This window comes from Pseudomonas sp. FSO-7 (assembly GCF_059579345.1).
This window is the reverse complement of sequence record NZ_CM184193.1, coordinates 3271870-3287082: the sequence shown is the minus strand read 5'-3', so window position 1 is coordinate 3287082 and position 15213 is coordinate 3271870. Positions and strand designations below refer to the sequence as shown.

Annotated in this window: 13 protein-coding genes; 12 read left to right on the top strand and 1 reads right to left on the bottom strand. The window is 60.9% G+C overall.

Annotated elements, in window-relative coordinates; translation table 11 throughout:
* Nucleotides 1–511 precede the first annotated feature (511 nt).
* The 9 genes from AC515T_RS14430 to AC515T_RS14390 all read left to right on the top strand — a co-directional run bounded on the left by AC515T_RS14430 (nt 512) and on the right by AC515T_RS14390 (nt 10613).
* On the top strand, nt 512–2737 hold the full coding sequence (locus tag AC515T_RS14430; RefSeq protein WP_496533040.1) for a type VI secretion system Vgr family protein: 2226 nt from the start codon (nt 512–514) through the stop codon (nt 2735–2737).
* 16 nt (nt 2738–2753) lie between these two features.
* On the top strand, nt 2754–3212 hold the full coding sequence (locus tag AC515T_RS14425) for a DUF6484 domain-containing protein (RefSeq protein WP_496533039.1): 459 nt from the start codon (nt 2754–2756) through the stop codon (nt 3210–3212).
* A 15-nt stretch (nt 3213–3227) separates the two neighbouring features.
* Nucleotides 3228–4343 carry a DUF2169 family type VI secretion system accessory protein gene (locus AC515T_RS14420; protein WP_496533038.1) on the top strand — a complete coding sequence of 372 codons (1116 nt, stop codon included), beginning with the start codon at nt 3228–3230 and terminating at the stop codon, nt 4341–4343.
* Entirely contained in the window at nt 4340–5377 is a 1038-nt protein-coding gene (locus AC515T_RS14415) for a hypothetical protein (RefSeq protein WP_496533037.1), read from the top strand. Before AC515T_RS14420 ends, AC515T_RS14415 begins: the two co-directional genes overlap by 4 nt.
* The gene (locus tag AC515T_RS14410) at nt 5377–6456 is read left to right on the top strand and encodes an HNH/endonuclease VII fold toxin-2 domain-containing protein (protein ID WP_496533036.1); all 1080 of its coding nucleotides are present in this window, start codon (nt 5377–5379) and stop codon (nt 6454–6456) included. The genes AC515T_RS14415 and AC515T_RS14410 overlap by 1 nt, the downstream gene beginning before the upstream one ends.
* Nucleotides 6457–6480: 24 nt before the next feature.
* Nucleotides 6481–7377 (top strand): WD40/YVTN/BNR-like repeat-containing protein, encoded by an 897-nt coding sequence (locus AC515T_RS14405; RefSeq protein ID WP_496533035.1) that lies wholly within the window; start codon nt 6481–6483, stop codon nt 7375–7377.
* Nucleotides 7378–7423: 46 nt separating this feature from the next.
* Nucleotides 7424–8680: a TIGR02270 family protein gene (locus AC515T_RS14400; protein ID WP_496533034.1), complete on the top strand. Its 1257-nt coding sequence runs from the start codon at nt 7424–7426 to the stop codon at nt 8678–8680.
* Nucleotides 8681–8739: 59 nt separating this feature from the next.
* Nucleotides 8740–9519: an SDR family NAD(P)-dependent oxidoreductase gene (locus AC515T_RS14395; RefSeq protein WP_496533033.1), complete on the top strand. Its 780-nt coding sequence runs from the start codon at nt 8740–8742 to the stop codon at nt 9517–9519.
* A gap of 179 nt (nt 9520–9698) precedes the next feature.
* Nucleotides 9699–10613 carry an alcohol dehydrogenase catalytic domain-containing protein gene (locus tag AC515T_RS14390; protein ID WP_496533032.1) on the top strand — a complete coding sequence of 305 codons (915 nt, stop codon included), beginning with the start codon at nt 9699–9701 and terminating at the stop codon, nt 10611–10613.
* A 205-nt stretch (nt 10614–10818) separates the two neighbouring features.
* Here AC515T_RS14390 and AC515T_RS14385 read toward each other — a convergent pair whose 3' ends face one another.
* Nucleotides 10819–11700, bottom strand: coding sequence for a LysR family transcriptional regulator (locus AC515T_RS14385; protein WP_496533031.1), 882 nt, complete (start codon nt 11698–11700; stop codon nt 10819–10821).
* A 153-nt stretch (nt 11701–11853) separates the two neighbouring features.
* Here AC515T_RS14385 and AC515T_RS14380 point away from each other — a divergent pair, with 153 nt between their 5' ends.
* The 3 genes from AC515T_RS14380 (at nt 11854) to AC515T_RS14370 (ending at nt 15207) form a co-directional block, all read left to right on the top strand.
* Nucleotides 11854–13062, top strand: a complete 1209-nt coding sequence (locus tag AC515T_RS14380; protein WP_496533030.1) for an MFS transporter — start codon at nt 11854–11856, stop codon at nt 13060–13062.
* A 137-nt stretch (nt 13063–13199) separates the two neighbouring features.
* On the top strand, nt 13200–14219 hold the full coding sequence (locus tag AC515T_RS14375) for a LacI family DNA-binding transcriptional regulator (protein WP_496533029.1): 1020 nt from the start codon (nt 13200–13202) through the stop codon (nt 14217–14219).
* Nucleotides 14203–15207, top strand: a complete 1005-nt coding sequence (locus AC515T_RS14370) for an ABC transporter substrate-binding protein (RefSeq protein ID WP_496533028.1) — start codon at nt 14203–14205, stop codon at nt 15205–15207. The genes AC515T_RS14375 and AC515T_RS14370 overlap by 17 nt, the downstream gene beginning before the upstream one ends.
* Nucleotides 15208–15213 lie beyond the last annotated feature (6 nt).

Here is a 15213-nt window from a genome sequence, read left to right as displayed (position 1 = left end):
CTCTGGTATCAATAGGTATTACCTTTGAATACAATAGCACAACTTAAACGCGCTTGATCCGAATGAGGGACGCGGCGCAAGCGAGGCGTCAAGACGTGTGCGAACACTTGGGGAGGCAGGTTTTACAGCGGCCATAGCGTGGATCCCTATGCTCAGCCCATTCATTATTTATTCGATTTCAGAATTATCCATATAGCCAACGAAACTAAGCAAACGACCTTTCTGTCACCTATCTTGACCTCAGCGTCTGCCAATCTGGCTGGATGCTGGAACGTATTCAACGGATCAGGGACGCCATCCAATGGCTCCGGACACACGTTGATCCAGCGGCTCATACGTCCACTTTGATTGAAGACCGCAAGACCGATAAGGAGATCACCTCTGTGGTGGATGTGCAGCAAACGTTGGACTCGGTTTCCCTTCGCATACCCTTTGGCGGCGACCTTGCGTACGGCGCCACCTTATTGATGACGGCCAACTGACGCCCGAACCCGAGCCAAGGAAGCCGCTCATGGCAATCACGCAAAACACCCGTTTGGTGCAGGTCGACAGTCCTCTCGGCGGCGATGTCCTGTTGCTGCAAAGCATGGAAGGCAGCGAAGAGTTGGGGCGGTTGTTCCACTACGAATTGGACCTGACCTCCGAAGACCGGGCGATCACGTTCGACCAATTGCTGGGCAAGCCGATGGGCCTGACCCTGGAGCTGTACGACGGCGGCAAACGCTATTTCCACGGCATTGTCTGCAGTTGCCGGCAGTTGACCGGGCACGGCCAGTTCGCCGGTTACCGTGTCAGTCTACGCCCCTGGTTCTGGCTGCTCACCCGCACCTCCGATTGCCGGATTTTCCAGAACAAGACGGTGCCGGACATCATCAAGCAGGTGTTCCGCGACCTCGGCTTCTCCGATTTCGAAGACAGCCTGAGCGGCAGCTACCGTGAGTGGGAATATTGCGTGCAGTACCGCGAAACCAGCTTCGACTTCGTCAGTCGGCTGATGGAGCAGGAAGGCATCTATTACTACTTTCGCCATGAAAAGTCCCGTCACGTGCTGGTGATGGCCGACGCCTACGGTGCCCACTCCACCGCGGCGGACTATGCCTCGGTGCCCTTCTACCCGCCCGATCGGCAAATGCGCGAGCGCGATCATTTCTACGACTGGCAACTGGCACGGGAAGTCCAACCCGGCTCGCTGGCGCTGAACGACTACGACTTCCTGCGCCCGCGGGCCAGCCTTGAGGTGCGCTCCAGTGTGCCGCGCAACCACACCAACGCCGACTACCCGCTCTACGACTACCCCGGAGAATACGTCCAGAGCAACGATGGCGATCACTACGCGCGTACCCGCATCGAAGCCATCCACAGCCAGTTCGAGCGTGTGCAGCTGCGCGGACGCGCCCGCGGAATCGGTTGCGGTCATGTGTTCACGCTGACGGGATACGACCGTGCGGACCAGAACCGCGAGTATCTGGTGGTGGCCGCCCGTTATCAGATTCGTCAGGATGCCTATGAAAGCGGGCAGTCGGACGTCGCCGAGCAGTTCGTCAGCGAGCTGGACTGCATGGATGCCAACCAGGCCTTCCGCCCTCTGCCCCTCACGCCGATGCCCATCGTCCGTGGACCGCAGACCGCCGTGGTGGTGGGGCCCAGTGGCGAGGAGATCTGGACCGACCAATATGGCCGGGTCAAAGTGCATTTCCATTGGGATCGCCATGACCAGTCCAATGAAAACAGCTCCTGCTGGATTCGGGTCTCACAGGCCTGGGCCGGCAAGAACTGGGGATCCGTGCAGCTCCCGCGGATCGGTCAGGAAGTGATCGTCAGTTTCCTCGAGGGCGATCCGGATCGGCCGATCATCACCGGCCGCGTCTACAACGCCGAACAGACCGTGCCCTACGGGTTGCCCGCCAATGCCACCCAGAGCGGGGTGAAAAGCCGTTCAAGCAAGGGCGGCTCACCGGCCAATTTCAATGAAATCCGTATGGAGGACAAGAAAGGCGCCGAGCAGCTGTTTATCCACGCCGAGAAAAACCAGGACATCGAGGTCGAGAACGACGAGACCCACTGGGTTGGCCACGACCGGCGCAAGACCATCGACAACGACGAGACCGTACACGTTAAACACGACCGTACCGAAACCGTCGATAACAACGAAACCATCACCATTGGTGTGGATCGCAAGGAAAAGGTCGGCAATAACGAAACCATCTCTATCGGTGTGAACCGCACCGAGGATGTTGGCAGCAACGAGAAAATCACTATTGGTGCCAATCGCACCGAGAGCGTGGGCAGTAACGAGACCATCACCATCGGTGCCGACCGCACGGAAAAAGTCGGTGCGAACGAAAAAATCACCATCGCCAGCAACCGGACCGAGGACGTGGGCGGCAACGAGACCATCGGCATCAGCGGCAACCGTAACGAAACGGTCCAGGGCAACGAAGGGATCGAGATCAACGGCAACCAGAGTACCCAGATCGGCCAGAACGAGTCCCGCGATGTCGCCCAGAACCGCAGCACGAGCATCAAGCAGAACGACAGCCTGGACGTGGGCAAGCACTTCTCCCTCAACGCCGGCGACTTCATCAGTCTGACCACGGGCGCGGCCAGCATCACCATGAAGAAGGACGGCACCATCGTGATCAGCGGCAAGAACATTACCCTCGACGGTTCCGGCGCCATCAACATCAAGGCGAACAAGAACGTTGTCGTCAAAGGCCAGAAAATCCTGCAGAACTAGCCACGGAGTGGGCGCCATGACCGTTGAATATCATTTTCCCGCTTCCCCCTCCGCCACGTCCGCGCGCGTGGATGGCGTCGTGATTGGGGTGCTGCTGGATGTGCCCAGTGCGGATGCCCCTGTGGTGGCCTTCCCGGGCTGCCCCGGCGAAACCGGCCTCGCCGCGCGCACCACTACCCCACTCGCCCGTGAAGACATCGGCGCCCAGGTCGCGCTGATGTTCGAGGCTGGCGACCTGAGCCGACCGCTGGTGATCGGTCGCATCCAGCGCCTGCCGCAAACCACAACACCAGCCGTCGCCCATCTGGACGGCGAACGCCTGGAGTTTACGGCAGAGCGGGAAATCGTCCTGCGCTGCGGCAAGGCGAGCATCACCCTCACCCGCGAGGGCAAGGTGCTGATTCGAGGGACCTATCTCTCGAACCGGTCCTCCGGCGTGAACCGTATCAAGGGCGGTTCGGTGCAGATCAACTAGACAGGTAGTCGACTCATGGAGCTGCTCAACGCCAGCAAACTGCTCGCTGCCTACACCCAGGGCATGGAGCCTGATGGCCGCGAATCCCTGGTGATCGTGGCCAAAGGCACGTTTGATTTACCGCTGGACGGCCGTGCGGCAACCCTCGCCGACACTCAGCAGCCACTGTTGATGGCTGATACTTTCTTCGGCGAGCCTGGCCTCAGCGCCCCGCTGCAGGAAATGGACTTCGCCCCGGTCAAGCCGTTCTGCGATGTGCTGGTACGCGGCAAGGCCTACGCCCCAGGTGGGCGGCCCGTGACGCAGCTGGCCGCGGGCATTCGTGTCGGGAAGATGAGCAAAGCCTTTTCCGTCCTCGGCCCCCGACAATGGCAACCGGGGCTATTGGGGGTATCTCCCGGTTTACCGCAACCCTTTACCGAACAGGACATCTCCTATGCCCAGGCCTATGGGGGCTCCCATCCCATGGCCAGGAATCCGGATATGCGTCATTGCTACCCGGACAATCCAAGCGGTTGCGGTTGGTTCCCAGGCAGCATCGACAGTGCTGAAGTCGCTTACAAGCCAATGCCGAATACGGAAGAACTGGGCAAGCCGATCGACAGTCCCTCTGGCGACTTCCGCCCCATGGCTCTCGGCCCCCTGGGGCGTAGCTGGCCACAACGCGCTCGCTTCGCCGGTACCTACGACGAAGGCTGGTTGGCCGACTGCTTTCCGTTTCTGCCGCAGGATTTCGACCGCCGCTACTTTCAGGCTGCCCCTGACGATCAGCAGATTCCTTACCCGCGTGGCGGCGAGGACGTGCTGCTGCTCAACCTCACGCCACGGGAGCACGCGAGCTTTCGCATCCCCACAATGGACGTGCCAGTGACCTTCTTTCTGAAAAAAGGCGGTCATGAGACTGTGCAGGCGCTGATCGACACCCTGCTGATCGACACAGACGCGCGCCAGGTGCAGCTGACCTGGCGTGTCTCCCGTCCGCTACGACGCAATATGTTCGAGATCGCTCAGGTGCTGGTCGGCACCATGTCCACGGGCTGGTGGCGCGCCCGCAAACTGGGCAAGGATTACTACCCGTCGCTCTCCTCCCTGGTAAAAGCCAGGCGCGCCCCCGAGGAGACGGACGGATGACCGCACTTTGCATCATCGGCTCCGGCATGGTCAGCGCCGTTGGCCTCAGCGCACCCGCGAGCTGCGCGGCGATCCGCTGTGCCATCGACAATTTCCAGGAAACCCGTTTCATCGACCAAGGTGGCGAATGGCTGATGGCCGCCAGCGTACCGCTGGAGCAGCCCTGGCGCGGCCGCATCAAGCTGATCAAGATGGCCGCCCGCGCCGTCGCCGAGGCGTTACAGAGCACCCCTGGGATCGACCCGGAAAAGACCCCGCTGCTGCTGGGTGTGGCCGAAGCCGAGCGTCCCGGCCGTCTGGATGGCCTCGATAAAAGACTGGTGCAGGACATCGAAGCTGAACTGGGCCTGCGCTTTCATCCGGATTCCAACATCATCGCCCGCGGCCGGGTCAGCGCCGCCGTGGCCCTGCTTAATGCACGTACGCTGATCTACCAGGGCGGCCATCGCCACGTGCTGGTCGCCGGCGTCGATTCGTTCCTGTGCGGCCCCACCCTGGCCGCCTTCGAAGAACGCGAGCGTCTGCTGACCAGCGAGAACTCCAACGGTTTTATTCCCGGCGAAGGTGCCGCGGCCGTGGTACTGGCCGCCCCGGTTGCCAGCGCAACGCCGCAACTGGCCTGCGTCGGCCTGGGGTTCGGCATGGAGAAGGCCACGGTGGAGGCCGAAGACATTCCCCTGCGCGCCGAAGGCCTGACTCAAGCTGTACGGGCGGCCCTGAGCGAAGCCGGCTGTGGGTTGGAGCACATGGATTATCGGCTCACCGACATCTCCGGCGAGCAGTACTACTTCAAGGAAGCCTCCCTGGCCCTCAGCCGGACCCTGCGCGTGCGCAAGGAGTTCTTCCATCTCTGGCACCCGGCCGACTGCATTGGCGAAGTCGGCGCTGCCATCGGCCCGGCCATGCTCGCCGTGGCCCTGGCTGCCAGTCGCAAGGGCTATGGCGAAGGACCGAATATCTTCTGCCACCTCGGCAACGACGCTGGCGAACGCGCCGCCGCACTGCTCAGCTATCAGATCGTGAGGGCCGCCTGATGGCCAACGAAGTCTTCGCCAACAATATGGAGATCTCCTGCAAGGCGGCGGATGGCAAGTCCATTGCTGCGTTCCCGGATGTCTGTTTCACCCCACCCCAGGCCCCGCCCACCCCTCTGGGGGTGCCGATTCCCTACCCCAATACCGGCATGGCGAAGGACACCATCAATGGGTCCCGGACGGTAAAAATCAGTGGCAAGGAGGTCATGCTCAAGAACAAGAGCTACTTCAAGACCAGCACAGGGGATGAAGCCGGAAACGCACCGAAGAAAGGGATAGTTACCAGCAAGATTAAGGGAAAGGTGTACTTCACTGCATGGTCGATGGATGTGAAGTTCGAGGGAGAAAATGTAGTCAGGAACATGGACCTGACGACCCATAACCATGCGTCGCAGCCGGGTAATAGTCCAACTTGGCCCTATCTTGACACGGTGGCGGCGTCCAACAGCTCCCATCCCTGTCACAACGTAGTAAAGGGATTGAAAGATAACGATTGCCAGCGCCATGTCGATGCAAACACCTACTCGACAGGTGCGGTCAATCGGGCCGGCGCATCAGCGGCATTGTGCGGCGATCCAAAATGCAAAAAGGCAGTGGAGTGCGTGCTTACACCCTATGCACCCTCCAACTGCTGTGACGGGAAAACACCCCACCATGTAGTGCCTAAATCACAATTCAAGGAGAGGGGAAAAGGTGGTCAGGCGCTCCTGCTCGATGCGCAAGGCGCCAATAAGTACGACCCCGACAAGGCACCGTGCATTTGTGAAGATGGCCATAGTCACTCCACCGGGACCCACGGTGACATTCATGAAGAGACGAACCTCCTCACGGTGAATCATCCGGCCGTTGCGCCACATGTCACCGGCAAGACCATTGACCCAAATGCTCGCTGGAGTGTTGCCGAAGCCGAAGCGGTCGGAGCGCAGGCCGCCCAAAAAGGTGGCAGCAAGTGCGATAAGGCCTGCACGCAAAGCCAAGTGCGAGCAGGTCATCAACAGATGAATATTGGTCCGACGGACCAAATCCGTCCATCGACGGCCGGACGCGTTCCAGAACCCTCGGATACGACGACCCTATGACATCTATTTTCAAGGAGACTCCACATGCCTGACACACCATTGAAAGGCCTCATCATGCGCACTGCGGTAGTACGCCTACCGGGCCTTGGTTATATCTATGCCGCAGACCCTAAAAAAGAAGCCGATGAGATTCCACACGCCATCACGTTCAAATACAAGGACGGCACTTTTATCAGAGGCGAGGCCAACTATGATGCCCATTCGTTAGCCGTTGTTTCTCAGCCTGAACTCGGACTCATTGCCATCTCTGGCGCCGGCTATTACTCAGCCATCATGGCAAGCGGTACCACCACCGGTGACATATTCGACGACAGCACACCTGCTCCTCAAGCGCCAAGAACGGGCGGTATTCGCGGCGTGGCGGCGATCAACGGACAAGCCTTTGCGGTCGGCCTAAGAGGTATGGTGTACCGCTTTGACGGTCCCAAACGCTGGATACGGATCGATGATGGCTTACCGGAAACCTTCAATGCGCAGGCGATTCATGGTTTCTCAAATACAGAAATCTATGCAGTTGGCCGGGATGGCGCGATATGGCTATTCGATGGTCATCATTGGCACCCTTGCGAATCGCCAACATCGGTGACTCTCACATCGGTCATGTGCGCACCTGATGGAACGGTATACATAGCGGGCCATCGCGGTGTGCTGTTGCAAGGGCGCAAGGATATGTGGAGCGTCATCGATCAAATGGTAGTCTCCGATAATATCTGGGATTTGGAATGGTTTATCGATGCTCTTTACATCTCTACCCTGTCCAATGTCTATCGGTTGAAACAATCGCAATTGGAGCCTGTGAACTTCGGTGATGATCCTCCAGCGTCCTGTTACCAGTTGAGCGCCGGCGATGGCGTCATGTGGTCGAATGGTGAGTTCGATCTTATGTCTTTCGATGGAATTGCATGGACGAGGATCGTTTGAGCAATTGTCTGGCGTTGAGCGATGGGCCTTCCCCGATAGGCTCCTTATGATGTCGTCGATTGTGATTGATCAACACGCCGAAGAGGTAGCCTTCCTCGCGATCTTGCGCGACTACGCCGTTCGGGCGCCCCACTACGACCTCGTCCACCTGGCCACCCTGGACAATCGCATCGAAGCCCATCTGGATGGCCTGCACATCGCAGGTTTGCGCGGACTGGAGGTGCTGCTGCAACAACTGACTCCCACCGCGCAGGGGGAGGTATTTGCCGCTACGGTGCTGGCGTTCGAAACCGGCCATGTCGCAGCCATGGCCACCCTGGCTGGACATATGCGCGCCCACGTAGACAGCGAGCGCTATATGGCTGCGGCCCTGGGTTGGCTGGAGTGGCCGCGGGTCGAGCCCTGGCTCGACCGCCTGCTCGCCTCCCCCGAGCCCCTGTTCCGCCGTCTCGGCCTCACGGCCTGCGGCATGCATCGCCACGACCCAGGCCCCGGCCTGCTGGCCGGACTTTCCGATGCCGACCCCAGCGTGCTGGCGAGGGCCGCACGCACGGCTGGCGAACTGCGTCGGCGTGACCTGCTGCCGGCGATTCGTGCCCACCGCCAGCATGAAGACGCCGCCACGCGCTTCTGGGCCAACTGGGCCACCACCCAAATGGGCGATCAGCAGGCCTTGGAGCCTCTGCGCTCATTCGCCGAGCAACCGGGCGAATTTCAATACCGCGCGCTCTGTGTGCTGCTGGCCTGGCAGGAACGCGAGCCCAGCATCGCCTGGATACGCCAGTGGGTACAGGACCCTCGGGATCGGCGCACCGGCATCCAGGCCCTTGGACTGCTGGGCGATCCGGTCTGCGTGCCCTGGTTGATCCAGCAGATGAGTGACCTGCCCTTTGCCCGCGTCGCCGGTGAAGCCTTCAGCCTGATCACCGGCGCGGACCTGGCGTTGCTGGATCTGGAATTGCAGGCCCTGCCGGATTTCGATGCGGGCCCGAACGACAACCCTGAAGATCCCAATGTCGCGATGGACCCCGATGAGAACCTGCCCTGGCCCGACCCGCAGGCAATCGAAAAATGGTGGCAAGCCAACGGCGGACAATTCCAGGTGGGTACGCATTATATGCTGGGTTTGGCCCATAGCGAACACAGTTTTCAGCAAGCCCTTGTCCACGGTCAACAACGCCAGCGCATCGCCGCCGCCTGCGGTCTCGCGCGCTTTCGGCCAGACGAGGTGTTTTTCCCTACCAGCGCACCGGCCTGGCGGCAAAAGCGCTTGTTGGGGATGACAACGGTGTTCGGGCGTTGATCAGGATGTTTATATAGCGCTTCGACGCCTGGCAATCACCTATCCCCTCTGGAGACATCATGCCAAACGCAACTGGACAGAACCCCGTGGCACTCATCAGTGGGGTTGGCAGTGAGATCGGAATCGGCATGGCGATCGCCCGCAGGCTGGGCGCGGCCGGAGCTCGATTGATCGTCACCGCCAGCAGTGCCCGCATCCTTGAGCGCGTCGCAGAACTGCGTGCCGAAGGGTTCGACGTCGAAGGGCGGGCCCTCGACCTTACCGATGAAAACCAGGTACGTGAGTTTATGCTGTGGGCAGAGTCCCTCTGGGGGCAGGTCGATATTCTGGTGAACAACGCAGGCATGGCCATGCAAGGCAGTCCGGAGTTTTTTTCCGACTTGGCGACCATGGACCTGCACACCTGGAACCTGACACTGGCGCGAAATCTGACCACGGCTTTTCTGCTTACACGGGCTGTTCTGCCCGGCATGCGGGCGCGTCGATACGGGCGCATCGTCAACATCAGCTCCACGACCGGCACCCGCTGCAGTAACCCCGGTGAAGCGGCTTACAGCGCCGCGAAGGCCGCGATGGTCGGCATGAGCATGAGCCTGGCGCTGGAAGTCGCCCAGCAAGGGATCACGGTGAACAGCGTCGCTCCTGGCTGGATCACCACAGGATCGACCACTGCCGAAGAAGCCCAGGCAGCAGGTTACACGCCGATGGGCCGGGCGGGCCGTCCCGAAGAGGTGGCGGCACTGGTCGCTTTTCTTGCGTCTTCGGAAGCGAGCTACCTCACGGGCGAAGTCATCGTGGTGGATGGCGGAAACTGCCTGGTCGAGAACAAGGCACCTTGATCTGAACATACGCCCCAACGGCCGCTCGCACCTGGAGCCTGGCCAAACAATGGTGCCAGAAACTGACCCTGTCGATGGTTAGAGTGTAACGGTTGGCCGCAGGAAACGATGCGCTGGAAACAGCGTCCCTGCCCCAGCCCTGTTTCCATCTCATCAATCATCCAGAGTAAGCGTCGGCTATGAAGCGTATCCAGTATCACAATTACGGCGGGCCGCAGGTGATGAAGCTCGAGGCCTTCACGTTGGCTTCACCGGGCCAAGGCGAAGTCGCTGTGAAAATCAGATTCGCCGCCATCAACCCTATCGACTGGAAGTTGCGCAGCGGCCAGATGAAGATCGTCACGGGCAGATCCTTCCCCCGGGCCATGGGCATGGATTTCTCGGGCACCGTCACCGCCGTGGGCTGCAACGTGACGCGGTTTAAAGTGGGCGATGCCGTCTTTGGTCTCGCGCGCTTCAAGGAAAGTGGTGCACTGGCTCAAGCCGTGGTCACCAAGAAATCGCTGCTGGCCAGCAAATCCGATGGTGTTTCCTTCGAGCAAGCCGCCTGCCTCGGAACACCGGGCATGACGGCCTGGAACGGCTTGCGGGACAAGGCCGGGCTGAGCGCGGGCCAGCGTGTCTTCATCAATGGTTGCAGTGGCGCGGTCGGTGAAGCCTGCGTGCAAATAGCGCGCATGGTGGGGGCCACGATCACTGGTGCTTGCAGTGAAGAGACGCTGGAGCGGGCGCGGCAGCTGGGGGTCGATACGGGGTCGATCTACGTCGGCCGCAATCAAGGCGCCTCGGCGGCGTTGGATCTGGCGCAGGTCCGGCTGGCGCTTCGGGAACAGCGGAAAATGCAGATCATCTACCAGGACGAAAATGGGGAGCAGACGCAACGAACCCTCTGGCCGATCATGCTCGGGTTTGTCGAGTCGCAACGGTACATCGCAGGCTGGTGCGAACTGCGCGGAGACTATCGTTTATTCCGAACGGACCGGATCGTCGAGGTGAGTGTCCTGGAGGAGCGCTACGCCCGTCCCAGGCACCAGTTGGTCAAGGAGTGGCGCTCCCGGGAAGCGCACCCGTGCAAACAGAAAGACTGCAGCTAGCAGCCGACTTGCTCCATGGCCAACCCATTTCCTCTGTGGGAGCGAGCTTGCTCGCGATGAGGGCCACCCATCCAACATCCCTGTAACTGAACCACCGCTATCGCGAGCAAGCTCGCTCCCACAGGGGAGTTGGGATGGGCATGAATGTTGTGCTCGCTGAAGATCGAATGTGGGAGCGAGCTTGCTCGCGATAGCGGTGGTTCAGTCACTTGAACAACTCACTGCTCATGAAATCAATGAACACCCGCAGTTTCGGCGCCAGGTGTTTGCTTGAGGGCCAGAGCATGCGGAAGGTGCTCTGATGCCGATTGAAGTCGTCCAGGACGGTGACCAGCTCACCGCTGGCGATGGCCTCGCGCACAGTGAAATCCGGCACACAGGCAATCCCCAGTGCCTCATGCACCACGTGCAGCAACGCCTCGGTGGTGTTGCAGACCAGGGTCGCCGGCAGGTTGAGTTCTGGCTCCCCGTCCCCGTTAACCGGCCAGACTTGCATCCTGCCAGTGCTGGGAAACTTGTAGAGCAGACAGGCATGGCGCAGCAGGTCCGTCGGTGCGTGCGGTGTGCCGTGTTCGGCGAAGTACCGGGGCGAACCGACCACAACGAGCTTGAACGGCCCCAACGGACGGGACATCAGCCGGGAGTCGTGCGGCTCGCCGGTCCGAATGACCGCATCGAAACCCTCCTCGATGATGTCCACCAGCCTGTCGGAAAAATCCAGGTCCAATTCGATACTGGGGTAGCGGCGCATGAAGGCGATCAGCGTCGGCATGACCAAATCCGCAACGAGGGGCAAACTCACTCGCAGTTTGCCCCGTGGCGCCTTGCGGGTTTCCGACAGTTCCAGCTCGGCCGCTTCGACTTCGCAGAGAATGCGCCGGCAACGCTCGAGGAACAGCGTCCCCTCCGCCGTCAGCGTGATACTTCGCGTGCTGCGATGAAACAGCCGCACACCCAGTCGCGCCTCGAGCCGGGCGACGCTTTTGCCCACCGCCGACGACGAAATACCCAACGCCCTGCCCGCCTCTGAAAAGCTGCGGGTTTCGGCCGCGCGCACAAAAAAATCGATCCCGCTCAGTGATTCCACGCCACGCTCCCATTACGGACATTTTTTCCGATGTGTTGTGCACTCTAGCATTCTTGTCTCGCCAAAGAGGGACACCTACCGTAGTCGACACTTATCAATCTGCGATTGACCGCGTCGTTCCGGCGGGTCAGGAGCGCTCCAAGCAGGTGACACATGACGATTGCCAACACCCATATCGACGCCGAGGCCGAGGTTGATCAAGCCACGGCGCCGCTCCCCATCGGATCACTGTTTGCCCTCGCACTGGCGGCGTTCGTGACCATCCTCACCGAAGCCTTGCCCGCCGGTCTTCTTTCACAGATCAGCGAAGGGCTGGCCATCTCCGAAGCCCTCGCCGGCCAGTTGGTAACGGTCTACGCGATCGGCTCCTTGCTGGCGGCCATTCCATTGACCGCCGCGACCCAAGGCATGCGACGCAGATCCCTTTTACTGCTCGCCATAGCGGGCTTCGCTGTTGCCAATACCGTCACGACGCTTTCCACCCATTATGTTTTGACGATGGTCGCGCGCTTGCTGGGTGGCGTATCGGCCGGGCTACTGTGGGCCTTGTTGGCCGGTTATGCCGCGCGCATGGTGCCCGAAAGCCAGAGAGGTCGAGCGATTGCAATCGCCATGGTGGGCGCGCCCTTGGCGTTATCCCTGGGCGTACCGGCCGGCACGCTGCTCGGCAACCTGGTCGGCTGGCGAATGAGTTTCGCCATCATGAGCCTGTTCGCCGTGGCCTTGATGGTCTGGGTACGCCTCAAGGTGCCTGACTTTTCTGGGCAAGCCACCCATAAACGCCTCGCCTTGGGCCAGGTCTTCACGCTGCCGGGCGTTCGCTCGGTGTTGTTCGTGGTGCTGGCTTTTGTCCTGGCGCACAACATTCTCTTTACCTATATCGCTCCGTTTTTGACGGCGGCGGGCCTGGGCGAGCGGACGGACCTGGTCCTGCTGGTCTTTGGCGTTGCGTCGTTGCTGGGGATCTGGGTCGTCGGCGTGCTGATCGATCACCATCTCCGGGCGTTGACGCTGGCAGGTACGGTGCTGTTCGCCCTCTCGGCAATGATGCTAGGGGCAATGAGCGACAGGCCAGCGGCGGTGTATATCGCCGTGGCCGCTTGGGGAATCGCTTTCGGAGGGGCTGGGACCCTGTTCCAGACGGCCATCGCCAAGACTGCCGGAGACGCAGCGGATCTCGCCCAGTCGATGTTGGTCACGGCCTGGAACCTGGCCATTGCCGGCGGCGGAATCGTCGGAGGCCTTCTGCTCGATCACCTGGGGGTCGTGGCGTTTGCGCCGGTCCTGGTCGTTCTGCTGATCATGACATTGGCGGTGGTGTGGTCGGCCAGGCAATACGGGTTTGCAGCAAGCACGCGTTGAATATGCATCCGTTTAATGAGTAGTCATCCCACGATAGACCTCGGCCACTGCCATCAAATCGTCATCACTGCGTCGCCGAAATGCCACGATTTCTGGCTACTGTCCTCGCCAATGAGATCGATCTCAAGCGAGTGACGATGACTGATTTGAAAGAAGTGGCCCGTTTGGCCGGGGTTTCGCGGGCAACCGCGGCGCGCACCTTTGCCTCCCCTGAAGTGGTGCGTCCGGCCACCCGCGAGCAGGTGTTCGCCGCCGCACGGCAGTTGGGTTTTCGGCCCAATCGCCTGGGCCGTCAACTGCGCCTGCAAGTGACCAAGCTGATCGGCGTGGTGGTCCCCAACCTGCTCAATCCCGTGTTCGCCGAACAATTCCAGGCCATGGAGCGTGCTGCGCGTTTACGCGGCTACAACTTGCTCCTGGCGACGACCGACTACAGCAGCGAGCGCGAAAGCGTGGTGGTCGAGGAGTTGTTGCGCCAGCGGGTCGATGGCCTGGTCCTCACGGTCACCGACGCCGAGAGCAACCGCGTGCTGCAAAGCCTGGACAGCGAGGACACGCCTTTTGTGCTGGCCTATCACCAGCCGGGCAATCCGCACTACAGCGCCGTGTCGGTGGACAACCGCGCCGGCATGGCTATGGCCACTCGTTATCTGCTGGAAGCCGGGCATTGGCGCATTGGCATGGTTGCCGGCCCGGCCCTGCAGTCGGACCGCGCTCGCCTGCGTTACGCCGGCTATTGCGACGCCATGCGCGAGGCCGGCCTCGACAGCCTGCCGGTGATTGAAATGCCGGCCCATACCCAAGCCGACTTCGCCGCCATCGAGCCGCTGCTGCAAGGCCCGCAGGGGCTCAGTGCGCTGGTTTGCTCCAACGATTTGCTCGCCATCAGCCTGATTGCCGAGTTGCGCCGCAACGGCTGGCAGGTGCCCCAGCAGCTCTCGGTCATGGGATTCGATGGCATCGCCCTTGGCACTCAAATGCACCCGACGTTGTGCAGTGTGGTTCAGCCCATCGAGGCCCTGGCCTGCACCGTAATCGATCAATTGCTGGCGCAGATCGCCGGCGCCGCACCGATTTCCCATTGCCTGCCCTGCCATATCCGGCCGGGCGAAAGTACTCAATCCTACGAGGAGACACTTGATGATCCGCTTGCGTAAAACCCTGGCGACGTTGCTGATTTGCGGCGTTGCCAGCCTGGCCCAGGCCGCCGAAACGGCGATTTGCTACAACTGCCCACCGGAATGGGCCGACTGGGGCACACAGCTCAAGGCCATTGCCGATACCACTGGCGTGCAGGTCCCGCTGGACAACAAGAACTCGGGGCAGGCACTGGCGCAACTGGTCGCCGAGCAGGCCGCGCCCGTGGCGGACGTGGTGTATTACGGCGTGACCTTCGGTTTGCAGGCGCAAAAAGCCGGGGTGGTCGGCACCTATCAACCCAAGGGCTGGGAACAGATTCCGGCAGGCTTGAAAGATCCACAGGGACACTGGTTCGCAATCCACTCCGGCACCCTGGGCATCATGGTCAACGTCGATGCCTTAGGCGGCTTGCCTGTCCCGCAAAGCTGGGGCGATCTGCTCAAGCCTGAGTACAAAGGCATGGTCGGCTACCTTGATCCATCCAGCGCGTTCGTCGGTTACGTTTCCGCGGTAGCGATCAACCAGGCCATGGGCGGCAGCCTCAATGACTTCACGCCGGCGATCGATTACTTCCAGAAACTGGCGAAAAACTCGCCCATCGTGCCCAAGCAGACCGCTTATGCGCGGGTGTTGTCCGGGGAGTTGCCGATCCTGGTGGATTACGACTTCAACGCCTATCGGGCACGTTACAAGGACAAGGCCAACGTTGCTTTCGTGATCCCCAAGGAAGGCAGCATCAGCGTGCCTTACGTCATGAGCATCGTCGGCAACGCGCCACATCGGGCCAATGCCGAGAAGGTCCTGGATTTCGTCCTGTCCGACCAGGGCCAGGCGCTCTGGGCCAAGGCCTACCTGCGACCGGTGCGGGCGATGAAGATGCCTGCCGACATCGCTGCGCAGTTCCTGCCAGACAGCGATTACGCCCGGGCTGGTGTGGTCGACTACCAGCAGATGGCGGCGGCACAGGAAGCCTTCTCCGCACGTTATCTGAAAGAGGTCAAGTAAGTGACC